The organism is Streptomyces sp. GbtcB6 (assembly GCF_019091475.1).
In the GTDB taxonomy this organism is placed as follows: Bacteria; Actinomycetota; Actinomycetes; order Streptomycetales; family Streptomycetaceae; genus Streptomyces; species Streptomyces hyaluromycini.
Genome location: NZ_JAGXJL010000008.1, coordinates 53,799 through 77,594, shown reverse-complemented (window position 1 = coordinate 77,594; position 23,796 = coordinate 53,799). Strand labels below are relative to the sequence as shown.

The window sequence follows — 23,796 nt, the reverse complement described above, 5'->3', positions numbered from 1 at the left end:
GCCTGGGTCTCAGGATCAATCACGGTCAATGCGAGTCACCCCAGCCACGGTCTTCTGGCCGACCTCGACCGCGACCTCCACGCCCTCGGGCAGGTAGATGTCGACGCGCGAGCCGAAGCGGATCAGCCCGATGCGGTCGCCCTGCTCGACCTTCGTGCCCTGCGGGACGTAGGGCACGATACGGCGGGCCACCGCGCCGGCGATCTGGATCATCTCGATGTCGCCGAGTTCGGTGTCGAAATGCCAGACTACGCGCTCGTTGTTCTCGCTCTCCTTGTTGAAGGCGGGAACGAAGCCACCGGGGATGTGCTCCACCGACGTCACCTGGCCCGAGAGGGGCGCGCGGTTGACGTGGACGTTGAGCGGGCTCATGAAGATGGCGACGCGGGTGCGTCCGTCCTTCCACGGCATGATGCTCTGCACCACACCGTCGGCAGGCGAGATGACACGGCCCTGGGCGATCTCACGCTCGGGGTCGCGGAAGAACCACAGCATGCCCGCCGCGAGCGCGGTGGCGGGTACGGCGACGGCCTTCGCGGCGCCGGAGCGACGGGCGCGGAGGAGGCTGACGGCTGCGGTGGCGACGGTCGGGAGAAGCCACGGCGATGCTCCGCGCGCGAGGCGTACGCCGGCCAGGCTGTCTCGATGTGCAGAGGTTTGGCTGTGGGGCATGGATGACCTTCGTAGCGGATGATGCCGCGCAGGAAATGGGGACGGCGGCTTTCCGGGATCGTACCGGTCGGGGGCCACAACTGGGCAAGCCAGGAAGACGAGTCGGCGGCCGAAGACCGTTGACGGGGTGTGATCTTCTTCTCGAAGAAAACACCCCGTACCCGGACAATCAGCCCTGGAATCGATACTCTTCGAGCAACCTTCGCCCGATGATCATTTTCTGGATCTCGGCGGTACCTTCGCCGATCAGCAACATGGGCGCCTCACGGTAGAGACGTTCGATCTCGTACTCCTTGGAGAAGCCGTAGCCGCCGTGGATGCGGAAGGCGTCTTCCACGACCTCCTTGCAGTACTCGGAGGCGAGGTACTTCGCCATCCCGGCCTCCAGGTCGTTTCGTTCCCCGGAGTCCTTTTTGCGTGCGGCGTTGACCATCATGGCATGCGCGGCCTCGACCTTGGTGGCCATCTCCGCCAGCTTGAACTGGATGGCCTGGTGCTGGGCGATCGCCTTGCCGAAAGTGTGACGCTGCTGGGCGTACCGGACGCCGAGCTCGAACGCGCGCTGGGCGACACCGCACCCACGTGCCGCCACGTTGACGCGGCCGACCTCGACCCCGTCCATCATTTGGTAAAAACCTCGGCCCGTGACGCCGCCGAGCACCCGATCGGCCGGAAGCCGCAGCCCGTCCATGATCATCTCGGTCGTGTCGACGCCCTTGTAGCCCATCTTCTCGATCTTGCCCGGGATGGTGAGGCCGGGGCGGACCTCGCCGAAGCCGGGCTCCTTCTCGATCAGGAAGGTCGTCATCGACTTGTGCGGGGCCGTGCCCTCGGGGTGTCCTTCGTCACTTCGCACGAGGACGGCCACCAGGGACGACGTACCGCCGTTCGTCAGCCACATCTTCTGGCCGTTCAGGACGTACTCGTCGCCGTCCTTGACCGCCTTCGAGGTGATCGCCGACACGTCCGAGCCGAGCCCCGGCTCCGACATCGAGAACGCGCCCCGGATGTCGCCGGCCGCCATCCGCGGCAGGAAGTGGTCCTTCTGCTCCTGCGTGCCGTGCTGCTTGAGCATGTACGCCACGATGAAGTGCGTGTTGATGATCCCGGAGACGGACATCCAGCCCCGGGCGATCTCCTCGACGCACAGCGCGTACGTCAGGAGGGACTCGCCCAGGCCGCCGTACTCCTCGGGGATCATCAGGCCGAAGAGGCCGAGTTCCTTGAGGCCGTCGACGATCGCTTGCGGGTACTCGTCGCGGTGCTCCAGCTCGGTGGCGACCGGGATGATCTCCTTGTCCACGAAGTCGCGGACGGTGGAGAGGATCTCCTGCTGGACGTCGGTCAGACCGGCGGTCTGGGCGAGACGGGCCATCGCTTACTTCCCCTGTTCCTTGAGCTCGGGGCGGCCCGGCTGCTCGCCGCCGCGCTCCTTGATGTACGTCTCGGTCGGCACCATCACCTTGCGGCGGAAGATGCACACCAGCGTGCCGTCCTGCTTGTAGCCCTTGGTCTCGACGTAGACGATCCCGCGGTCGTTCTTCGACTTCGAGGGCCACTTGTCGAGCACGGTCGTCTGGCCGTAGATCGTGTCGCCGTGGAAGGTCGGCGCCACGTGCTTGAGCGACTCGATCTCCAGGTTGGCGATCGCCTTGCCCGAGATGTCCGGTACGGACATGCCCAGCAGCAGCGAGTAGATGTAGTTCCCGACCACCACGTTCTTGCCGAAGTCCGTCGTCTTCTCGGCGTAGTTCGTGTCCATGTGGAGCGGGTGGTGGTTCATGGTGAGGAGACAGAACAGGTGGTCGTCGTACTCCGTGACCGTCTTTCCGGGCCAGTGCTTGTACGTCGCCCCGACCTCGAACTCCTCGTACGTGCGTCCGAACTGCATCGCGCTCAGGGCTCCTTATTCGCCGGGGATCTCGAACTTCGACGTGCGCTGCATGCCGGCGGCCCGGCCCTTGCCGGAGATGACCAGGGCCATCTTGCGGCTGGCCTCGTCGATCATCTCGTCGCCGAGCATCGCGGAGCCCTTCTTGCCGCCCGCCTCGGACGTGTAGTAGTCGTACGCGTCCAGGATCAGCTCGGCGTGGTCGTAGTCCTCCTGCGACGGCGAGAAGATCTCGTTGGACGCCTCGACCTGGCCCGGGTGCAGCACCCACTTGCCGTCGAAACCGAGGGCCGCGGCGCGCTGCGCGACCGCGCGGTAGCCCTCCACGTTGCGGATCTGGAGGTAGGGGCCGTCGATCGCCTGGAGGTTGTTGGCGCGGGCGGCCATCAGGATCTTCATCAGGATGTAGTGGTAGGCGTCCGCCGGGTAGCCGGGCGGCTGCTCGCCCACGACCAGCGACTTCATGTTGATGGACGCCATGAAGTCGGCCGGGCCGAAGATGATCGTCTCGACGCGCGGGGAGGCCTGCGCGATCTCGTTGACGTTGTTCAGACCCTGCGCGTTCTCGATCTGCGCCTCGATGCCGATCTTGCCGACCTCGAAGCCCATGGTCTTCTCGATCTGGGTGAGCAGCAGGTCCAGGGCGACGACCTGCTGGGCCGTCTGCACCTTCGGCAGCATGATGCAGTCGAGGTTCTGGCCGGCGCCCTCGACGACGGTGACGACGTCACGGTACGTCCACTCGGTCGTCCAGTCGTTGACCCGGACCACGCGCGTCTTGCCGGTCCAGTCGCCCTCGTTGAGGAACTTGACGATGGTGTGCCGCGCCTCGGGCTTGGCGAGCGGCGCGCACGCGTCCTCCAGGTCGAGGAAGACCTGGTCCGCCGGGAGACCCTGCGCCTTCTCCAGGAAGCGGGGGTTCGAACCGGGTACTGCCAGGCACGAGCGCCGCGGGCGGAGACGGTTGACGGTCATGCGGGGACCTCCAGGGGGTCGAGCTTGTTCGCTTTCCGGATCTCGTCGACGATGCGGCCGATGATTCCGGTGATGTCGAAGTCCTTCGGGGTGAAGACCGCGGCCACTCCGGCTTCCCTGAGCTTCGCGGCATCTCCATTCGGGATGATGCCACCGGCGATCACCGGTATATCTGTGGCACCGGCCACACGGAGTCGTTCCAGGACGTCCGGGACCAGCTGGGCGTGCGAGCCGGAGAGGATCGACAGGCCGACCGCGTGCACGTCCTCGGCGAGGGCCGCGTCCACGATCTGCTCGGGGGTGAGCCGGATGCCCTGGTAGACCACCTCGAAGCCGGCGTCACGCGCGCGCACGGCGATCTGCTCGGCGCCGTTGGAGTGCCCGTCAAGACCGGGCTTGCCAACGAGAAACCTCAGCTTGCCGCTGCCCAGATCGCGGGCGGTGGCGTCCACCTTGGCCCGCACCTCGGCGAGCGCCGAGCCTGCCTCCACCGGGACGGTGACGGGCGCGGAGGAGACTCCGGTGGGTGCCCGGAACTCGCCGAACACCTCTCGCAGGGCCCCGGCCCACTCACCGGTCGTCACGCCCGCGCGGGCGCACTCCAGGGTGGCCTCCATGAGGTTGTCGGTGCCCTTGGCGGCCTCCTTCAGCCGCTCCAGGGCCTTGCAGGGCCGCGGGTGGTTGAACGGCGGCTGGTAGCGCGTGTCGCGCCAGTGCCCGATCGCCGCCACCACCCTCGCCTCGACCGCCGGGTCGACCGTCTGGATGGCCGTGTCCAGGTCGGCGGTCAGCGGGTTCGGCTCGGTCGTCTCGAAGATGTTGACGCCGACGATCTTCTCCTGGCCGGACTCGATCCGGGCCCGCCGCTCGGCGTGCGAGGAGACCAGCTGCGACTTCAGGTAGCCGGACTCGACGGCGGCCATCGCGCCGCCCATCTCCTGGATCCGGTCGATCTCAGCGAGGGAGTCCTCGACCAGCTGGGCGACCTTCGCCTCGATGACGTGCGAGCCCTCGAAGATGTCCTCGTACTCCAGCAGGTCGCTCTCATGGGCGAGCACCTGCTGGATGCGCAGCGACCACTGCTGGTCCCAGGGTGTCGGCAGGCCGAGGGCCTCGTTCCACGCCGGCAACTGCACGGCACGCGCGCGGGCGTCCTTCGACAGCGTCACGGCGAGCATCTCGAGGACGATCCGCTGGACGTTGTTCTCCGGCTGCGCCTCGGTCAGGCCGAGGGAGTTGACCTGGACGCCGTACCGGAACCGCCGCTGCTTGGGGTCCTCGATGCCGTACCGCTCACGCGTGACCTTGTCCCAGATGCGGCCGAACGCCCGCATCTTGCACATCTCCTCGACGAACCGGACGCCCGCGTTCACGAAGAAGGAGATACGGGCGACGACGTCACCCATCCGCTCCTGCGGCACCTGGCCGCCGTCGCGGACCGCGTCCAGCACGGCGATGGCGGTGGACATCGCGTACGCGATCTCCTGGACCGGTGTGGCGCCCGCCTCCTGCAGGTGGTAGCTGCAGATGTTGATCGGGTTCCACTTCGGGATGTGGGAGACCGTGTACGCGATCATGTCCGTCGTCAGCCGGAGGCTCGGCCCCGGCGGGAAGACGTGCGTCCCCCGGGACAGGTACTCCTTGACGATGTCGTTCTGGGTCGTGCCCTGGAGCTTGGTGATGTCCGCGCCCTGCTCCTCGGCGACCACCTGGTAGAGCGCCAGCAGCCACATCGCCGTGGCGTTGATCGTCATCGAGGTGTTCATCTGATCCAGGGGGATGTCCTGGAAAAGCCGGCGCATGTCACCGAGGTGCGAGACGGGCACGCCCACCCGGCCGACCTCGCCGCGGGCGAGGATGTGGTCGGGGTCGTAGCCGGTCTGCGTCGGCAGGTCGAACGCCACCGACAGGCCGGTCTGGCCCTTGGCGAGGTTGCGCCGGTACAGCTCGTTGGACGCCTCGGCCGTGGAGTGCCCGGCGTACGTGCGCATGAGCCACGGCCGGTCCTTCTCCCGCTTGCCTTCGGCGATCTGACGCTCAGTCATCTATGACCTCGGGTGTCTCAGATGTTGCGGAAGCGGTTGATGGCGTCGAGGTGCTTGGCACGCATCTCCCCGTCGCGCACGCCGAGGCCCTCCTCGGGGGCGAGGCAGAGGACGCCGACCTTGCCCTGGTGGAGGTTGCGGTGCACGTCGTAGGCGGCCTGGCCGGTCTCCTCCAGGGAGTAGACCTTCGACAGGGTGGGGTGGATCTTGCCCTTCGCGATCAGCCGGTTGGCCTCCCAGGCCTCGCGGTAGTTGGCGAAGTGCGAGCCGATGATCCGCTTCAGGGACATCCACAGGTAGCGGTTGTCGTACTCGTGGTTGTAGCCCGAGGTGGAGGCGCAGGTGACGATCGTGCCGCCCTTGCGGGTCACGTAGACCGAGGCGCCGAAGGTCTCGCGGCCGGGGTGCTCGAAGACGATGTCGACGTCCTCGCCGCCGGTGAGTTCACGGATGCGCTTGCCGAAGCGCTTCCACTCGCGCGGGTCCTGCTCGTGCTCGTCCTTCCAGAACTTGTAGCCCTCGGCGTTGCGGTCGATGATCGCCTCGGCGCCCATGGCCCGGCAGATCTCCGCCTTCTGCGGCGAGGACACGACACAGATCGGGTTGGCGCCGCCGGCCAGCGCGAACTGCGTGGCGTACGAGCCGAGTCCACCGCTCGCGCCCCAGATCAGCACGTTGTCGCCCTGCTTCATGCCGGCGCCGTTGCGGGAGACCAGCTGCCGGTAGGCGGTGGAGTTGACCAGGCCCGGGGCGGCGGCCTCCTCCCAGCTGAGGTGGTTCGGCTTCGGCATCAGCTGGTTGGACTTGACGAGCGCGATCTCGGCGAGGCCGCCGAAGTTGGTCTCGAAGCCCCAGATGCGCTGCTCGGGGTCGAGCATGGTGTCGTTGTGGCCGTCGCTGGACTCCAGCTCCACGCTCAGGCAGTGCGCGACGACCTCGTCCCCCGGCTTCCAGGCGTTGACGCCCGGGCCGGTGCGCAGGACGACGCCCGCGAGGTCGGAGCCGATGATGTGGTACGGCAGGTCGTGCCGCTTGGTCAGCTCGCTGAGGCGGCCGTAGCGCTCCAGGAAGCCGAAGGTCGACAGCGGCTCGAAGATCGAGGTCCACACCGAGTTGTAGTTGACACTCGATGCCATGACGGCGACGAGGGCCTCGCCCGGGCCCAGCTCGGGCAGGGGGACCTCGTCGAGGTGGATCGACTTGCGCGGGTCCTTGTCGCGGGTCTCCAGGCCCGCGAACATGTCCGTCTCGTCCTTGTGGACGGTGATCGCGCGGTACGACTCGGGGAGCGGCAGGGCGGCGAAGTCGGCCGGCGTCGATTCCGGCGACTGGATCGCGTCCAGAATGGCCTGAGTGGTCACGGTGTTGCCTCCGGCGATGCGCGCCCCTGAGGGAAGGGGCGTCGAGGGTTACGTCGGTGCTGCTGAGGGTTTTGGGAAAGGTGCCGTCGGTTCGGCGGGGGTGGTGCTTCGGCAGCGCTTTGTGGCGCGGGAGGTTGCCTGTGACGCAGGCGTCCGGCGGGCGAACTGATGGGTTCGCCGGGACAGGCCGGACACCATCAACGTATGACACCGCGTGTCAGGTGGCAAGGCACTGAGTGCCAGGAATCGCTCTCAGATGAAATCTTTACGTAACAAATGAGCGATGATCGATCAGACTTACTGGCGGGTAGGGGAGAATGACCTGTCTTGCGGGAGTCGTCCGAATGTCGGAGGCGGGCCGTGAGGTGTGGCTCACACGAGCGGCGTGACGCACGCGTCAGGGCGCGGTCGGGCCTGTTTCGGGCGGGCCGCGGTTACCCACTCAGCCCGTCCGGCGTTTGAGGACGAGCGGCGGAGCCGCGGTTCGGTGACCGCGGCCCGCCACTACCGTCGCTTTACGACCGCTCCTTCAGCGCCTGCTCAATCGTGCGCATCACCTCGTCCAGCGGCGCATCCGTGCGCGCCACCGTCACCAGCACCTCACCCTGCGACGCGACCGAGGCCGACGCCGGGCGAGGCGCGGCCTCCCGGCCCGCCCCGATCCCGTTCCCGAACGTCTTGCGGACGATCGCGAAGGCATGGTCCAGCTGGGTCTCCACGTCCCCCTGCCCGCCGGCCCGCAGCCAGCGCCGCAGCACGTGGTTGTGGGCGGTGACCACCGCCGACGCCGCGACCTCGGCCAGCAACGGGTCGTCGTTCGCGTCGTCCGCGTGGGCGTGCTCGTCGAAGTGGCCGAGGAGATAGCGGGTGAAGAGCCGCTCGTAACGGGCCACCGACGCGATCTCGGCCTCGCGGAGGGTGGGTACCTCGCGGGTGAGCTTGTAGCGGGCTACCGAGATCTCCGGCCGGGCCGCGTACATCTTCATGACTTCCTTGATGCCGCGGCACACCGTGTCGAGCGGATGCTCATGGGCCGGGGCCGCGTTCAGCACGGCCTCGGCGCGGATCAGGGTGTCGTCGTGATCGGGGAAGATCGCCTCTTCCTTGGAGCGGAAGTGACGGAAGAAGGTGCGGCGGGCGACCCCGGCCGCGGCCGCGATCTCGTCGACGGTGGTCGCCTCGTACCCCTTCGTCGCGAAGAGCTCCATCGCGGCGGCCGCCAGTTCTCGGCGCATCTTGAGCCGCTGGGCCGCCGCGCGGCTGCCCGCGGCACTCTCCGGCGCGTCGGACGTGGCGGGGGTACGTGAGGACTTGGCGGGCTGGGGCATGACCCGAACGTACTGCATGTGCGCAGCTTGATGCGCAGGTCCGGGGTTTCCCCCGCCCGTGAAGGGCGGGGGACCGTCGGCGGGGTCGAGCAGTCCGCCCCAGTCCTTCTCGTCCCGGAACCAGTCGCCGACGCCGTCAGCGGCGGGCATATTCGCGGAAGCCACGGCCGGTCTTGCGGCCGAGGCAGCCCGCGGCCACCAGGTGCTCCAGGAGCGGCGCGGGCGCGAGGCCCGGGTCGCGGAACTCCCGGTGCAGCACCTTCTCGATGGCGAGCGAGACGTCCAGGCCGACCACGTCGAGGAGCTCGAACGGACCCATCGGGTAGCCGCCGCCGAGCTTCATCGCCGCGTCGATGTCGTCGAGGGACGCGTAGTGCTCCTCGACCATCTTGATCGCGTTGTTGAGATACGGGAACAGCAGCGCGTTGACGATGAATCCGGCCCGGTCGCCGCAGTCGACCGCATGCTTGCGGATCTTCGCGCAGACCTCGCGGACGGTGGCGTGGACGTCCTCCGCCGTCAGCACGGTACGGACGACCTCGACCAGCTTCATCGCCGGCGCCGGGTTGAAGAAGTGCATGCCGATCACGTCCTGCGGACGCGAGGTGGCGCGGGCGCAGGCGACGACCGGCAGCGAGGAGGTGGTGGTGGCGAGGACCGCGCCCGGCTTGCACACCTTGTCCAGGGTCGCGAACAGCTGCCGCTTGACCTCCAGGTCCTCGGCGACCGCCTCGACGGCCAGGTCGACGTCCGCGAAGGCGTCGTACGAGCCGGCCGGGGTGATCAGGTCCAGGGTCTGCGCGGCCGCCTCGGCGGTCATCCGGCCCTTGCCGACGGAGCGGTCCAGGGACTTGCCGATGCGGGCCTTGGCGGCCTGTGCCTTCTCCTCGCTGCGGGCGGCGAGGACGACCTCGTACCCGGCCTTGGCGAAGACCTCGGCGATCCCGGAGGCCATGGTGCCGGAGCCTGCGACGCCGACCGAGCGGACCGTACGGCCCGGGGTGAGCGCGGCGCCGTCCAGCGGGGTGAGCGCGTCCCGGACGACGACGGCGCTGCCCGGCGCCTCGTAGGTGTAGAAGCCGCGGCCCGACTTGCGGCCGGTCAGGCCCGCCTCGCTGAGCTGCTTGAGGATGGGCGCCGGGGCGTGCAGGCGGTCGCGGGACTCGGCGTACATGGCCTCCAGGACCGTACGCGCCGTGTCGACGCCGATCAGGTCGAGCAGGGCCAGCGGGCCCATCGGCAGGCCGCAGCCGAGCCGCATGGCCGCGTCGATGTCCTCGCGGGAGGCGTACTTCGCCTCGTACATCGCGGCGGCCTGGTTGAGGTAGCCGAACAGCAGCCCGTCCGCGACGAACCCGGGACGGTCGCCGACCGCGACCGGCTCCTTGCCCAGCTCGATCGCCAGGTCGGTGACGGCGGCGACGGCGCTCGGCGCGGTCAGGACCGAGGAGACGACCTCGACCAGCTTCATCGCCGGGGCCGGGTTGAAGAAGTGCAGGCCGAGGACGCGCTCGGGGCGGGCCGAGTCCGCGGCCAGCCGGGTCACGGAGAGCGCGTTGGTGCCGGTCGCCAGGATGGTCTCCGGGCGGACGATGCCGTCCAGCTCCCGGAACACCTGGTGCTTGATGTCGTACGACTCCGGGACCACCTCGATGACGAGGTCGGCGTCGGCCGCCGCCGTCAGGTCGGTGCCGGTACGGACCCGGCCGAGGACGTCGGCGCGCTCCTGCTCGGTCAGCCTGCCGCGCGCCACGGCACGGGCGGTGGAGGTCTCCAGCGCGGCGACGGACCTGGCGGCCTGGGCCTCGCTGACGTCGATACCGATCACCTCGCGGCCGGCCTTCGCGAGGACCTCGGTGATACCGGTGCCCATGGTGCCGAGGCCGACGACGGCGATCGTCTTGAGCGGGGACAGAGAAGGGTCGGACTGGGGAGTGGCCATCGCGGGACTCCAGGAATGAGGGTGACGACTGGAAACGCGCCCGGGTGCGCCGAGGGGGCGCACCGGGTGCGGAGAGAGCTGCGTGAATGTGGGTGTCGCCGGGCTGCGAGCGCACACGCCCGGTGCTGCTGCCGCGGGCGTGCACACGCCCGGGAGCGGCGGATTCCGACCGGCCCTGTCCCGGAGCCGGGTCGTACTGCGGTACCGAGGTACCGAACCGACCTGATACTCACGCGGCCGCGTCACCAGACCGGCGTGAGCATTACTGCGAGTGGGTGACTCGCTCGATTGAGCTTAACCGGCGGGTAACGAGCGCGCCAGCCCCCCGACTTTGTGATGTACGTCCCCCCGCCCCCGCGACCCCTCTACGCTGGGCTTCGTGGACGAAGAGTTGCGATCACTCACGGAGCGTTTGCGGCAGGAGTCGCAGGGAACGGCCGCCTACGACCGGCTCCTGGCCACCGAGGACCACGACGAACTGGCGGAGGTGCTCACCGCCGCCGGACAGCCCCTGTGGGCCAGGGAGCTGGCGGCGTTCCGCCTGGGGACGGCCGGCGACCGGCGGGCCTTCGAGACCCTGGTCCTCCTCCTCAACCACCGTGACCCACCCCGCTGCGCCTCCGCCGCCTACGCCCTCGCCCGACTCCAGGACCCGCGCACCGCCCGCGCTGCCGCCGCCCTTGCCACCAACGAACTCCGCGTCGCCTACGCCCTGCACCCCGTCCGCCTCCTGGTCGAACTCCGGGCCCCGGAGTCCGTCCCCGCCCTGATCACCACCCTGGAGCGCCGGCTGCGCCCGCACGATCCCTACCGCAAGGTCGCCCTCGCCTGCGTGGACGGCCTCGGCTCCCTCGGTGACACCCGCGCCCGCCGCGTCCTGAACGAGGCACTGGCCCACCCCACCCTCGCCGAAGCGGCGGTGCAGGCCCTGGCCCGCATCCCTAGGCCGAGGTGACGCCGAGCTCCCTGACGTACCGCACCTCAGGCACCGCTACTCCGTCGACCTCGTACGGCTCCTCGACACCGTCGGCCGCGAAGCCCGCGATCTCGTAGAACCGCCGGGCGCGCGCATTGCCCTTCAGCACCCACAGGTACACGCGCGCGTGCCCGGCGCACTGCTCAAGGACCGTCGCGAGCAGCGCCCGCCCGGCGCCGGTGCCGAGGTGCGCCGCGTCCACGTAGACGGCGTACAACTCGGCGTCACCGGTGCGCACTTCATCCTCCCGGTACGGCCCGTGCGCCGCCCACCCCACGATGGTGCCGCCCCGCTCGGCGACCAGCTCCGTCACCCCGTCCCCGCCATCCAGGAACCGGGCCCGGCGCCGTTCGGCGTCCCGCTCGACACTGAGCCCGTCCAGGAACGGCTGCGGCATGAGGCCCCGGTAGGCGTACTGCCAGCCCCGGACGCGTATCTCCGAGACCCGGTCGCAGTCGTCGAGCGTCATCGGGCGGACATGGAGGGAGGGGTCGTCGGGGGAGGGGCCGTGGAGCGGGTTTTCGGCGTTCATGACGGCACCCTAGGGAGCGGACGGCCCCGCCCGCCCGGATTTCGCGTCAGCCGGCCACCACCGCCAGGGCCTCGATCTCCATCAGGAACCGCGGGCCGACCAGCGCGGCCACCTGGACGGCGGAGGCGGCCGGGAGGCGGTCGTCGGGTATGTGGGCGGTGCGGGCGGCACGGATCGCCGGCAGGTGGGCCATGTCCGTGACGAAGTAGGTGAGTTTGACGACGTCGTCGAAGGTCGCTCCGGCCGCCGCCAGGCAGCGGCGCAGGTTCTCGAAGACCTGGCGGGCCTGGGCCGCCGGATCGCCCTCGCCGACCAGCTTGCCGTCCTCGTCCAGCGGCAGCTGGCCGGAGACGGCGACGAACCGGCCGGTCGCCGCCACCACGTGCGTGTACTGGGCGGCGGGGGCGACGCCGTCGGGGGCGGTGATGCGGGTCAGATCACTCATGCGTCCATGCTGGACCACGGGTCTGACAACGCCCCCGACGGGACGTCAGGACCGGCTCAGCCGCGGAAGCCCAGCAGACCGTGCAGAGACGAGCTGCGCGACGACGTCGAGGCCGCCTTGGCGGTGAGGGGCTTGGGGTCGGGGGTCTTCCGGCAGACCGCGTCCGCGGTGCCGTCGCCGTGCGGGACCGTGCCGTCGGTGAGGTAGGCGGCGAGGTAGGAGTCCAGGCAGGTGTTGCCGCTGAGCGTGATGCCGTGGTTGCCGCCGCCCTGCTCCACGACCAGGCTGGAGCCGGCCAGCAGCCGGTGGACCGTGACGCCGCCCTGATAGGGGGTGGCCGCGTCGTCCGTCGCCTGGAAGAGGAGGGCCGGCGGGAGCTTGCCGTTGGCGATGTTCGGCGGCTTCAGTGTCTTCGTCGGCCAGTACGCGCACACCGCGTTGTACCAGGCGTTGTTCCAGGCCATGAACGGCGCCTTCTCGTACGCCGCCCAGTTGTCCTTGCGCCACTGGTCCCAGTCCCGCGGCCAGGAGGAGTCCCGGCACTGGACGGCCGCGTAGACGCTGTAGCCGTTGTCGCCGGACGCGTCGACGGCGGCGAAGTTCTCGTACGCCTCGACCAGCGCCGCCGTCCTCTTGCCGTTGACGTAGGCGGAGAACGCGTCGGCCAGGTAGGGCCAGTAGCCGTTGTAGTAGCCGCCGGGGATGAAGGTGTCCTCCAGCTCGGCGGCGCCCACCTTGCCGCCCGCCGGCTTCTTCGCCAGCGCGGCCCGCATGGCGTACCACTTGGCCTCGACCTTCTCCGGGTCGGTGCCGAGCTTGTATGTCGAGTCGTACTTCGCGATCCACGTCATCAGGGCGCGCTGGCGCTGGTTGAACGCGTAGTCCTGGCTCAGGTTGTCCTCGTACCAGATGCCCGTGGGGTCGACGATCGAGTCCAGGACCAGGCGGCGGACCCGGTCCGGGTGCAGCTTCGCGTAGACCGCGCCCAGGTAGGTGCCGTAGGAGTAGCCGAAGTAGCTGATCTGACGGGCCCCGAGGGCCTGGCGGACCGAGTCCATGTCCTGTGCGGCGCTGACCGTGTCGAGGTACGGCAGCAGGCTCGGGTACTTCTTGCCGCAGGCCGCCGCGAACGACTGCACCCGCTTGAGGTTCGCCTGTTCGAGAGCGGGGGTGGCCGGGACCGAGTCGGGGCGCACCGGCTTGAAGTAGCCGGGCGCGCAGTCGATCGCCGGGCCGCTCTTTCCGACCCCGCGCGGGTCGAAGCCGATGACGTCGTACTGGGCCGCCACCTTCTTGGGCAGCGCGGACGCCACGAAGCCCGCGAGGGCCAGCCCGCTGCCGCCGGGGCCGCCCGGGTTGACCAGCAGCGGGCCCTGAGAGGCCGACGCGGTGTGCGGGACGCGGGAGAGGGCGAGCGTGATCTGCTTCCCGCGCGGGTTCCGGTAGTCGAGGGGCACCTTGACCGAGCCGCACTGGAGCGTCGGGTAGTCGGTGGTGCCGCACTTCTTCCAGGTCACCGGGGACACCTGGACGGGGGTTCGGGCGGCGGCGCTCGCGGGCAGGACGGTGACCGAACCGGCCACGACAGCGGCGGCGGCGCACAGCACGGCTGCGCGTGTTCGCATGGGGTCCTCCCAGGACGGAGGGTCGCGGACCGCACGTGTCACGGTCCTCGCCGCATCGTCCCGGAAAAAGGACCCGGAAGAACGCATTCTGACGATTAATAACCCAATTGGTCCGAGGCTTGCGCCCGAACGCCCCCCAGGCACAAACGCCCTGAGTGGGTGTTCTGCGAGAGTCCGGCGGTCCTCGTTGCGCTTCAGGGCGGGGCTGCGTTCGCACAGTTCGTCAAAGCACTCGCGTTCGGTCTCGGTGACCCGGCGGACGGTCAGACGGGGCAGCGGAGCATCCGCCGGGATCGTCCTGTGCGACAGGGCCGTAGGTGGCGACAGACAGTGTTGACGTCACCGCGACAGCCCAGCTGTTGGATCTGCCGGGCAAGCGCGGCGGCGTCGGTACAGCCCTAACCGATCCGCTGGACGGACGTCTCGTCGCCACTCCATTGCGGCCATGCGACTTCGGCGGTGCTCGGCGATCCGTACCGCGCGAAATGTGCCCAGCTCTGCCGGAGGGTCTTGCCTTTGGCCTCGACGGTGGCCCAGTCGGTGCTGCCCAGCACCGGGCTCCCGGCCCACGCGTCCCGTGTCCCCAGCAGGAAGGGCATCTCGGCGCCGTGCACGGCGCCGAGGCCCCCTTCCGTCGGTGCCCAGCCGAACTCGTACAGGAAGGCTGCTCCGCCGGCGTCGAGGACCTGTTGTGCGATCGCGTGCGCCGGCTCGACGAAGACCTTGCGGGACATCGCCGCGACGGCTTCCTCGGGTACCGGGGACGGGGCGCTGAGGGCGAACGCCCTGCCCTCGTCGGAGGTATAGCCGATGAGGAGGTCCGGCATGGGCTCGGACTGGAAGGTGCGTCGGTTCGTACGAGGGTCTCCGAGTGGATCCATCAGCGCGGGCCGGAACGGCACCGTCCCCCTCCTCGACGACATGTCCGCATTCCACTGTGCGGTCCGGGCTTGGGCGTCGAGGATCCGCCGCACCGGGAGTGTCGTCAGATCGCCACGGGCTGCCTCGGCGAAGTAGGGCCCGGCCGCGAATGCCTCGTCGCGGGTGGGGAGCGTCGCGAGAGTCGGTGCGCTCTGTGCGATCACCCGTCGGATCAGTCGTCGGCTGCGTGGGACCGACAGGAGCGTGATGGCCGAGCTTGCGCCGGCGGACTGGCCGAAGACGGTGATGTTCGCCGGATCGCCGCCGTACGCGGCGATGTTGTCGTGCACCCATTCCAGCGCGAGGATCTGGTCGTACAGGCCGAGGTTGCCGTTGCTGACCCCTTTGTGGACCAGGTAGCCCAGCGCACCCAGCCGGTAGTTGACGGACACGACGACGACATCGCCGTCCGCGGCGAGCCGCCCACCGTCGTACATGGGGAGGGTGCCGCCACCGGTCATGTATCCGCCGCCGTGCACCCATACCATCACCGGTCGGCTGCCGGCGAGATCCGGTGTCGTGATCGCCAGGTAGAGGCAGTCCTCGGACTGCGGCGGCTCGTTCCACTGCGCGCCGTAGACCGGTTCCAGGCGGGACGGCAGCTGCGGGCAGATCGGGCCTGGCCGGGTCGCGTCGACGGTGTCGGCGTGCCGATCGGCCCGGACCGGCTGTGCGAAACGTTCGGCCGTTCCGTAGCGGATCCCGGGGAACCGCAGTAACTGGTCCGCTCCACGGATGCCGGTGACGGGCCCGGACTCCGGGCGAGCGAGAACGGATCCGGTGTCGCTGATCATCGTTTGGCTCCTTGTCGTTGAGGGCGGTTCAGCTGCACAGGACACGGGGCGGTAGCGGGATCCCGGCGCCATGCGCGGTCCACGCGCAGCCGCCGCGGAGATTCAGCGTGGTCCGGAGCAGTGAGGGGAATCGACGTCGGCCATCGCTTGCCCACACCGTCGCGAACTGGCGGGTGTCGATGTCGTCGGCGGCCACCACAACGTCCGTGGCGGAGCCGAGGCCGTCCCGGCATTGGTGCGGTCATGCGAGTGCGGCGCGCCGGCGACCGGCCAGCAGCAGGACGGCCGGCCCGATCACCGGCAGCGCCACGAGCACGAGGAACACCGTGGACAGGCTCGCCACCCCGCCGAGACCGCCGACCAGGGCGGCGCCGACGCTGGCACCGATGAGGAACACCAGCGTCGCAGCCCCGATGGCGACGCCGCGATCGGCGGCGGCCACGGCCTCGTCGGCGGCCGACATCATGGCGGGCTGCCCCAGCCCGAAGGCCACCGTGATGAGCCCCACGCCCAGCGCGAGCAACGCCGGGGAGTCCGTGGCCGCGCCGGCCGCGGCGACGAGCAGTGCGAGGACCGCGATGGAGCACGCCACGGCGATGGCGCGCCGTGCACCCAGCCGGGCGAGCGCCCTTCGGCAGAACCACGGCGCTACCAGCCCGACGGCCGCCGCGGGGAGCATCAGCAGACCGGTGGCCAGCGGTGTCCAGCCCCAGCCCGCGGCCACGCTGGGCACCCCGACGAGCAGTGCGAACCAGCCGGCCGGGATGGCGGCGGCCGCGAACGAGCTGCGCAGCACCACCGGGTTGGTCACGACGGAGCGGGGCAGGAACCCGTGTGGCCGCGCCCGCACCCAGGCGACGACGGCCGGCGCGCCCGCGGCGAGCAGCACCGCGCCGACGATCGCCGTGACCGCGCCCGACGACGGCGACTGCAGCAGCAGCACGAGCCCGGACGCGGCCATCGCGATGAGCACGGCACCGGTGCGGTCGATGCGTTCGCGGGACCCTCCGGACGGCGTGAGCCGGGCCAGGTACGGGAGGGCGAGCAGCCCGAGCGCGGGCAGCGTCATGGCCAGCCGCCAACCGCCGGCATCCTCCAGCGCGCCGCCCATCAGAGGGCCCAGTGCACTGAACGTGGCCCCCACCCCAGCCACCCGGCCGAGCGCCGCGCCACGCTGCGGGCCGTCCCACATCGCCGAGACCAGCGCGGTGACCAGCACCGCGATGCTCGCCCCGCCGAAGCCCTGCACGACCCGGGCGACGATCAGGAGGGGGAAGGCCGGGGCCAGTGCGGACCCGGCCGCGCCGACCGCCATCGCGACCACCCCGAAGACCAGCGGCGCCCGCAGCCCGTACGCGTCGGCCAGCCGCCCGTGCAGCGGGGTCGCGACGGCAAGCACCACCGTGTACACGCTGATCGTCCAGGCGGCGCTGCTTGCGCCGATGCCGAGCTCGCCCGCCAGCCGGGGCAGGCTCACCGTGACCGCGGACGTGCCGGTCGTGGCGAGTCCGTAGAGGATTCCGAGGAGGGCGGCGATCCACCCAGGGGAGCGCACGCCACGGGGCGTGCCATTGCGGCTGCTCACGCTGTTCCCAGTTCGTTGCGGGGGCTGAGTGGGCCGACTTCGCCGATGCGGGCGCGGAGGCGGCGGGTGTCGCGGGGCAGGTTCCAGCCGAGCACGCCGGTGATCCGGCCGTCGCGTGCGTACACGGCCGCGAACCGGCCCTCGCGGATGTCGCCGGCGGCCAACGACGGTACGGCGCCTGCCGGGAAGTCGCCGTACGCCTGGATCCGCACGTCGTACTGGTCGGTCCAGAAGTACGAGATCGCCGCGTACGGCTCGCCCTTGCCGAGCAGGGTGCGGGCGGCGGCCATGCCCTGCTCGGTGGCATTCATCCGGTGCTCGACCCGAGTCCGCCTGCCGTGCACGGGATGCGTCCACGACGCGACATCGCCGGCGGCGGCGACGTCCGGCGCGGCCCGGCACAACGAGTCGCAGTCGACGCCGTGGGTCAGCGACAGTCCACTGCCCACGAGCCAGTCGGTGTTGGGTACGGACCCGATGGCGACGAGCACGACGTCGGCCGGCAGTACGGTGCCGTCGGCGAGTTCCACACCGTCGACACGAGAGTCACCGGACAGCCCGGTCACCCCGACGCCCAGCCGCATCCGCACGCCGTGGCCGGCGTGCAGCTGCGCGACCAGGCCACCGAGCCACGGTCCGAACTGGCGGATCATGGGCGTCGGCAGAGGATCGACGACGGTGACGTCCGCGCCCGTACCCGAGGCCACGGCGGCCACCTCGCAGCCCATGAAGCCGGCTCCGACGATCACCACCGACCGAGCCGACGCGAGATCCTCCTTGAACGCCACCGTGTCCGGCAGGGTCCGCAGCGTGTGCACGCCGGCCAGTTCCTGCCCGAACGGCAGCCGCCGCGGCGTGACCCCCGTGGCGATGACCAGCTTGTCGTAGGCCAGATCGTCGCCAGGGGACAGTGTGAGCCGTCGGCCCTCGACATCCAGACCTGTGGCCCGCACCCCCAGCATCCACTCGACGCCCTCCACGCCGCACGGCAGGGCGATCTTCGACGGTTCCCATGCGCCGGACAGGATCTGCTTGGACAGCGGCGGCCGGTCGTACGGCATCACCTCTTCGTCGCCGATGACCGTGAGCGGCCCGTCGTAGCCCTCGCGCCGGAGCGTCTGGGCCGCGGTGAGCCCCGCGGCCGACGCGCCGACAACGGCTATCACGACTCGTCCAGCTCGATGGCCAGCGCCGGGCACACCCGGGCCGCCTGGCGCACGTCGTCGTACAGCTCGACCGGCGGAAACTCGTTGCGCAGCACGACGATGCCGTCCTCGTCGCGCTGGCCGAACACGTCGGGGGCCATCAGCACGCACTGCCCGGAGCCGACGCACCTGTCCTGATCGACAGCAGCCTTCATGGCGAGAAGTCCTTACCAGGTGACGGGAAGCGAGTGGACGCCGTACACGAAGTTGTCGTGCTTGAACTGCACGTCCTCGAAGGGGATCGCCGGCTCCAGCGTCGGGATCCGGCGGTACAGCGTGCTGTAGACGACCTGCAGCTCCACGCGGGCCAGAGGCTGGCCGAGGCACTGGTGCACGCCGTAGCCGAAGGCGATGTGGTGCCGGGCCCGGCGGTGGATGTCCAGCCGGTCCGGCTCCGGGAACTGACCCTCGTCACGGTTGCCGGCCTCGTTGGCCAGGATGATGCCCTCGCCCGCGCGAACCAGCCGGCCGGCGACCTCGATGTCCTCGGTGGCCACGCGCCGCCGTCCGCCGGTCGTGATGTTGAGGTACCGCAGCAGTTCTTCGACGGCGTCGGCGATCAGGTTCGGGTCGTCGGTGTCGCGGATCTCGGCCAGCTGCGCGGGGTTGCGCAGCAGCGCGAGTGTGCCCAGGGCGATCATGTTGGCGGTGGTCTCGTGGCCCGCGCTGAGCATCAGTGCCGCCATGGCGGCGATCTCGTCGCGGGTCAGCGCGCCGGTGGCGAGCTGGTCGGTGACCAGTCGGCCGATCATGTCGTCGGTCGGCTGCTTCTCCTTGGCCGCCACCAGGTCCAACAGGTACGCCTTGAGCTCGTCGTTGGCCTTGATCGCCTCGTCCATCGTCGTGTTCCGGGCGGCCAGCTTGGTGCTGCGGGACTGGACGAAGTCGTGGGCGGAGCACGGCACGCCGCGCAGGTCGCAGATCACCAGCGACGGGACCGGCCGCGCGAACGCGGTCACCAGGTCGACGGGCTTGGAACCGGCGAGCATGTCGTCGATCAGGCCGTCCGTGATCTGCTGAATACGCGGCCGCATCGCCTCCATCCGCTTGATCGTGAAGTTGCGGGTGAGCATCCTGCGCTGCTTGTCGTGCTCCGGGTCGTCCATGCTGATGAACGCCTTCGACTTCTCGCGCTGGACCAGGATCGCCTCGGTCTGGGCGGGATAGCCGGGCTTGCCGCTGTCGGCGCTGAACCGCTGGTCGGCCAGTACCGCGCGTTGCACGTCGTAGTCGGTGACCAGCCACGGCGTGCTGCCGTCCTAGATTCTCACCCGGCTGATCGGCCCGGCCTCACGCAGTTGCGGGGACGGGTCGAAGGGGCACTGGGCGGCCCGGGCCATGGGGAAGGCGGGTATCGCATCGGACATGGCTACCCTCCGTGATTGAACGTTCGTTTAGTTATGGAGGGTAGCCCATGCCTCCTGCCGGTGCGCAACTTGTGCTCCGGCAGCGTGTGGCCGAGGGCGTCGGGTGACGAGCCGGACGGCCTCGTCGACGAAGTCGCCGATGACTCGGTCGCCCTGGGGACCGGTTACAGTGCCTCGTGGCCGAGACATCGCAGCGCGCACGCAACCCGCGAGGGCAAGGTGACCGGCTCCGCCTGGAAATCCTGGAGGGGGCCGCGCGCCTGCTGTCCGAGTTGGGCGGCGAGGAGGGGCTGACGATCCGCGGCGTCGCACGCGCCGCGGGCATCTCGCCGGCCGCTTTCTACCAGCACTTCGCCGACAAGTCCGCGCTGGTCGAAGGGCTGATCGAGTACGACTACGAGCAGATCTCGCGGGCCATGGCCAAGGCCGATGAGTCGTGCGAGCAGGACGCCGTGCTGGAGCGGGTGCGGGCCCAGGTGCGGACCTACTGCCAGTTCGTGGTGGACAACCCCGGCCACTACCGCCTGCTGATCAACCATCAGCCGATGACGGCGCCCCGGACCGGGCCGATGGTCGACCTCGTGACCAAGGTGGCCACGGCGTTCGATCGCTGCGAGCAGGCCGGTGTGCGGCTGCGGATGCCGCCACGGCGAGCCGCGGTCCTGGTCTTCACGGCTGCCCATGGCCGGGTCGCGCTCTGGCACGCCTCAGGTGACTCCGCGGCGGTCGAAGCCCTCGTCGACTTCGTCGACGAGGTGGTCTGGCTCGTCACCCAATGACCTCGGTCACATGCCGCCGGTGTGCAAGCTGCGCACGCCGGCGGGCGGCGTACCCTACCCTCCATAACTAAACAAACGTTTAGTCACGGAGCGTTGCCCTGTCCGAAGCGCTACGCGCCTTCCCGTTCAAGCACGGCAACTTCGTGTACGGCGTCCACTCGCTTTCCGTCACCTGGTAAGGATTTCTCGCCATGCAATACCTCCGATTGGGCAAGAGCGGGCTGTCGATCTCCAAGGTCGTGCTGGGCTGCATGAGCTTCGGCGACCCGGCCGGCGGCACCCATCAGTGGTCCTTCGGCATCGACGAGTCCCGTCCGTACTTCAAGCAGGCCATCGAGTCCGGCATCACCACATTCGACACCGCCAACATGTACAGCCTCGGCGCCAGCGAGGAGATCACCGGCCGGCTGCTGCGCGAGTTCGCCAAGCGGGACGAGGTGGTCATCGCCACCAAGGTGAACGCCACGATGGGCCCCGGCCCCAAGGGCGGTGGTCTGTCCCGGGCGGCGATCCTCACCCAGGTGGACGAGAGTCTGCGCCGGCTGGGCACCGACTACATCGACCTGTACCAGATCCACCGGCTCGACCCGAATGTGCCGGCCGAGGAGATCATGGAGGCGCTGCACGATGTGGTGAAGGCCGGCAAGGCCCGTTACATCGGCGCGTCCTCGATGTGGACCTGGCAGTTCGCCAAGCTCCAGCACACCGCGGACCTGCACGGCTGGACCCGGTTCGTGTCCATGCAGGACCAGTACAACCTGCTTCAGCGCGAGGAGGAGCGGGAGATGCTGCCGTACTGCCTGGACCAGGGCATCGGCGTGATGCCCTGGAGCCCGCTGGCGCGCGGCCGGCTGACCCGCGACCTGGACGAGCAGACCACGCGCAACAGCACCGACGGCGCCGAGGAGATCCTCTACGGCCAGACCGCCAAGGCCGACCGGGGAATCATCGACGCGGTCGCCGCCATCGCCGCGGAGCGCGGCGTCAGCCGCGCCCAGGTGGCGCTGGCCTGGGTGATGCACAAGCCGGCGGTCACGGCGCCGTTCGTCGGCACCACCAAGCCGCACCACCTCACCGACGCCGTCGCCGCCACCGAACTCAAGCTCGGCGCCGAAGAGCTGACCCGGCTGGAGGAGCACTACACCACGCGCCCCGCCTCCGGCTTCTGACCCGCGCCCGCTCGATCACGCCCGCTCGGAACAGGACGGTCACCCGGCCGCGGTTCCGAGCGGGTCCGCCCCGCCGTGCACCGCTACGGCTGGAGGACCGAGATCTCCAGCTCAGGATCGAATCCGGAGTCCGAGGCAACCCTGCGAGCGAACTCGCGAACACCCGCCAACTGGCGTTCGCCGAACGAGAAGTCCAGAGCCTCGGTGTAGTAGCGGCGCAACGCCTGCTCGTCGAACGCCTCCCACCGGGCGGCCTGCTCGCACACCTTGTCAATTTCGGCCATCGAGAGGTCCCGGGACTCCAGGAAGGCCTGGTGCACCTCGCGCACGATGCGAGGGTTCCGCGCCAAGTAGTCCTTGCGGACGGCCCAGGCCGCGAAGACGAACGGCAGACCGGTCCACGCCTTCCACATCTCGCCCAGGTCGTACACCAGCAGTCCCAGATCCTCGGCCTGGTGAAGGTAGGCGCGTAGCGCGGCGTCACCGATGACGACGGCGGCGTCCGCGTCCTGCATCATCACCGGCAGGTCCGGCGGGCAGGTGAAGTACTCCGGGCGGACCCCTTCCCGCTCCTCCAGCAGAAGTCGAGCCAGGCGTACCGACGAGCGCGAGGTGGAACCCAGGGCGACCCGGCGCCCGTCCAACTCGCGCAGTGGGACCTGGCTGACGATCAGGCAGGAGGTCACCGCGCCATCGCTGCCCACCGCGATGTCCGGGAGCAGCACCAGGTCATCGGCATGCTTGAGGTACTCCATGCAGGCGATCGGACCGATGTCCAGGGTCCCGTCGACCAGCAGACTGCTCAGCCGGTCCGGAGTGTCCTTGGTCAACTCCAGGTCGAGCAAGGTGCCTGTGCGGGCCAGTCCCCAGTAAATCGGCAGACAGTTGAGAAACTGGATGTGCCCGACCCTGGGACGCTTCCCCGGTTCATGCAGGACGCGAGCTACGTGTGAGATATCCACGTCCGCAGGCTAGTACTTCAGAGTCCGCCCGGTGCCAGGGGTACCCGGTCAGGATCAGGCGGGCCAAGGGCGGTTGTGGGGCGGCGGAACACGACTGAGTCAGGGCGCCTGCTCGGCGGCGGTGGTTTCGCAGCCCCACCCACTCAGAGCAGCGTGAGCTGGGTCGGTTCCGGCAGTGCGGGCTCCTCGGAAGCCGCCGGTACCGGGATCCGGCGGGGGGTGCCCGCGCGGTTCGGCCCGATGCCGTACTCCTGGGCCAGCTCGTGCACCTGACGGGTGACCCGGCGCTGGTACCACTTGGGCGCGTAGGCGCCCTCCGCGTACAGCCGCTCGTAGCGCCGCACCAGATGCGGGTGATGCGCCGCGAGCCAGCTCATGAACCACTCGCGGGCGCCGGGCCGCAGATGCAGCACCAGGGGTGTCACCGAGGTGGCCCCGGCCGCCGCGATCGCCCGCACGGTGGCCCGGAGCTGGGCCGGGTGGTCGCCGAGGAAGGGGATCACCGGCGCCATCAGGACCCCGCAGCCGATACCGGCCTCGGTGAGGGCGCGTACGACGTCCAGGCGGCGCTCGGGGGCCGGGGTGCCCGGCTCCACGGTGCGCCACAGCTCGGGGTCGACGAAGCCGACCGAGACCGAGATGCCGATGTCCGTGACGTCCGCCGCCCGGCGCAGCAGGTCGAGGTCGCGCAGGATCAGGGTGCCCTTGGTCAGGATCGAGAACGGGTTCGCGTGCTCGGTGAGGGCGGAGATGATCCCCGGCATCAGCCGGTAGCGGCCCTCGGCCCGCTGGTAGCAGTCGACGTTGGTGCCCATCGCGATGTGGTCGCCGAGCCAGCGGCGTGAGCCCAGCTGGCGGCGGAGCAGCTCCGGCGCGTTCACCTTGACCACGATCTGGCTGTCGAAGCCGATCCCGGTGTCCAGGTCCAGATAGCTGTGGGTCTTGCGGGCGAAGCAGTACACGCATGCGTGCGTGCAGCCCCGGTACGGGTTCACCGTCCATTCGAACGGCATCCGCGAGGCGCCCGGCACCCGGTTGATGATCGACCGCGCCCGCACCTCGTGAAAGGTGATTCCGCGAAATTCAGGCGTGTCGAAGGTCCGGGTCGTGACCACGTCCGCGCCGAACAGCGCGGTGCCGGCCCGGCCGGGTCCGGTCTCCTCGGTGAGGTTCTCCCAGCGCATGACGCCTCCTCGGTAGCACTGCCCAGAGAATAGAACAT

General features: G+C 69.7%; 20 protein-coding genes and 1 pseudogene. 3 read left to right on the top strand and 18 right to left on the bottom strand.

The window, feature by feature from the left end; genetic code table 11:
- Positions 1-15: 15 nt before the first annotated feature.
- The 8 genes from KVT45_RS15695 to KVT45_RS15660 all read right to left on the bottom strand — a co-directional run bounded on the left by KVT45_RS15695 (position 16) and on the right by KVT45_RS15660 (position 10,214).
- A complete protein-coding gene (locus KVT45_RS15695) occupies positions 16-672 on the bottom strand; it encodes a phosphatidylserine decarboxylase (protein ID WP_189266580.1) in 657 nt (218 codons plus the stop codon).
- A 169-nt stretch (positions 673-841) separates the two neighbouring features.
- Positions 842-2,047 carry an acyl-CoA dehydrogenase family protein gene (locus KVT45_RS15690; protein ID WP_217547895.1) on the bottom strand — a complete coding sequence of 402 codons (1,206 nt, stop codon included), beginning with the start codon at positions 2,045-2,047 and terminating at the stop codon, positions 842-844.
- A 3-nt stretch (positions 2,048-2,050) separates the two neighbouring features.
- Positions 2,051-2,563 (bottom strand): MaoC family dehydratase, encoded by a 513-nt coding sequence (locus KVT45_RS15685; protein WP_217547894.1) that lies wholly within the window; start codon positions 2,561-2,563, stop codon positions 2,051-2,053.
- A gap of 15 nt (positions 2,564-2,578) precedes the next feature.
- Positions 2,579-3,538 (bottom strand): CoA ester lyase, encoded by a 960-nt coding sequence (locus KVT45_RS15680; protein WP_217547892.1) that lies wholly within the window; start codon positions 3,536-3,538, stop codon positions 2,579-2,581.
- The gene (locus KVT45_RS15675) at positions 3,535-5,583 is read right to left on the bottom strand and encodes a protein meaA (RefSeq protein WP_217547890.1); all 2,049 of its coding nucleotides are present in this window, start codon (positions 5,581-5,583) and stop codon (positions 3,535-3,537) included. The genes KVT45_RS15680 and KVT45_RS15675 overlap by 4 nt, the downstream gene beginning before the upstream one ends.
- Positions 5,584-5,600: 17 nt before the next feature.
- On the bottom strand, positions 5,601-6,944 hold the full coding sequence (gene ccrA / locus KVT45_RS15670; RefSeq protein WP_217547888.1) for a crotonyl-CoA carboxylase/reductase: 1,344 nt from the start codon (positions 6,942-6,944) through the stop codon (positions 5,601-5,603).
- Between the two features lie 515 nt (positions 6,945-7,459).
- Entirely contained in the window at positions 7,460-8,272 is an 813-nt protein-coding gene (locus KVT45_RS15665) for a TetR family transcriptional regulator (protein WP_217548244.1), read from the bottom strand.
- Between the two features lie 136 nt (positions 8,273-8,408).
- Positions 8,409-10,214: a 3-hydroxyacyl-CoA dehydrogenase family protein gene (locus KVT45_RS15660; protein ID WP_217547887.1), complete on the bottom strand. Its 1,806-nt coding sequence runs from the start codon at positions 10,212-10,214 to the stop codon at positions 8,409-8,411.
- 379 nt (positions 10,215-10,593) lie between these two features.
- Between KVT45_RS15660 and KVT45_RS15655 the strand changes: the two genes are divergently transcribed.
- Complete coding sequence (locus tag KVT45_RS15655; RefSeq protein ID WP_217547885.1) at positions 10,594-11,169, top strand: adenylosuccinate lyase; 576 nt, start codon at positions 10,594-10,596, stop codon at positions 11,167-11,169.
- Here KVT45_RS15655 and KVT45_RS15650 read toward each other — a convergent pair.
- The 8 genes and pseudogenes from KVT45_RS15650 to KVT45_RS15615 all read right to left on the bottom strand — a co-directional run bounded on the left by KVT45_RS15650 (position 11,156) and on the right by KVT45_RS15615 (position 19,664).
- Positions 11,156-11,722: a GNAT family N-acetyltransferase gene (locus KVT45_RS15650; RefSeq protein ID WP_254646847.1), complete on the bottom strand. Its 567-nt coding sequence runs from the start codon at positions 11,720-11,722 to the stop codon at positions 11,156-11,158. The two genes, KVT45_RS15655 and KVT45_RS15650, sit on opposite strands and share 14 nt — an antisense overlap.
- Before the next feature lie 46 nt (positions 11,723-11,768).
- Positions 11,769-12,167: a RidA family protein gene (locus KVT45_RS15645; RefSeq protein WP_217547883.1), complete on the bottom strand. Its 399-nt coding sequence runs from the start codon at positions 12,165-12,167 to the stop codon at positions 11,769-11,771.
- A gap of 56 nt (positions 12,168-12,223) precedes the next feature.
- The gene (locus KVT45_RS15640) at positions 12,224-13,792 is read right to left on the bottom strand and encodes an alpha/beta hydrolase (protein WP_217547882.1); all 1,569 of its coding nucleotides are present in this window, start codon (positions 13,790-13,792) and stop codon (positions 12,224-12,226) included.
- Positions 13,793-14,190: 398 nt separating this feature from the next.
- Positions 14,191-15,507 carry a carboxylesterase family protein gene (locus KVT45_RS15635; RefSeq protein WP_217547880.1) on the bottom strand — a complete coding sequence of 439 codons (1,317 nt, stop codon included), beginning with the start codon at positions 15,505-15,507 and terminating at the stop codon, positions 14,191-14,193.
- Between the two features lie 241 nt (positions 15,508-15,748).
- Positions 15,749-17,092, bottom strand: a complete 1,344-nt coding sequence (locus KVT45_RS15630) for an MFS transporter (protein WP_217547879.1) — start codon at positions 17,090-17,092, stop codon at positions 15,749-15,751.
- Positions 17,089-18,258 (bottom strand): NAD(P)/FAD-dependent oxidoreductase, encoded by a 1,170-nt coding sequence (locus KVT45_RS56290; protein ID WP_217547877.1) that lies wholly within the window; start codon positions 18,256-18,258, stop codon positions 17,089-17,091. The genes KVT45_RS15630 and KVT45_RS56290 overlap by 4 nt, the downstream gene beginning before the upstream one ends.
- Positions 18,255-18,452 (bottom strand): ferredoxin, encoded by a 198-nt coding sequence (locus KVT45_RS15620; RefSeq protein WP_217547875.1) that lies wholly within the window; start codon positions 18,450-18,452, stop codon positions 18,255-18,257. The genes KVT45_RS56290 and KVT45_RS15620 overlap by 4 nt, the downstream gene beginning before the upstream one ends.
- A gap of 12 nt (positions 18,453-18,464) precedes the next feature.
- A pseudogene (locus tag KVT45_RS15615) lies at positions 18,465-19,664 on the bottom strand (cytochrome P450).
- 176 nt (positions 19,665-19,840) lie between these two features.
- Here KVT45_RS15615 and KVT45_RS15610 point away from each other — a divergent pair.
- Together KVT45_RS15610 and KVT45_RS15605 are read left to right on the top strand one after the other, a co-directional pair.
- Entirely contained in the window at positions 19,841-20,443 is a 603-nt protein-coding gene (locus tag KVT45_RS15610; RefSeq protein ID WP_217547873.1) for a TetR/AcrR family transcriptional regulator, read from the top strand.
- Positions 20,444-20,634: 191 nt separating this feature from the next.
- Entirely contained in the window at positions 20,635-21,612 is a 978-nt protein-coding gene (locus tag KVT45_RS15605) for an aldo/keto reductase (protein WP_217547872.1), read from the top strand.
- Positions 21,613-21,695: 83 nt separating this feature from the next.
- Here the strand turns inward: KVT45_RS15605 and KVT45_RS15600 are convergent, their stop codons facing one another.
- Together KVT45_RS15600 and KVT45_RS15595 are read right to left on the bottom strand one after the other, a co-directional pair.
- Entirely contained in the window at positions 21,696-22,547 is an 852-nt protein-coding gene (locus KVT45_RS15600; RefSeq protein ID WP_217548241.1) for a menaquinone biosynthetic enzyme MqnA/MqnD family protein, read from the bottom strand.
- A gap of 170 nt (positions 22,548-22,717) precedes the next feature.
- Positions 22,718-23,758, bottom strand: a complete 1,041-nt coding sequence (locus tag KVT45_RS15595; protein ID WP_217547870.1) for an Rv2578c family radical SAM protein — start codon at positions 23,756-23,758, stop codon at positions 22,718-22,720.
- Positions 23,759-23,796: the final 38 nt, after the last annotated feature.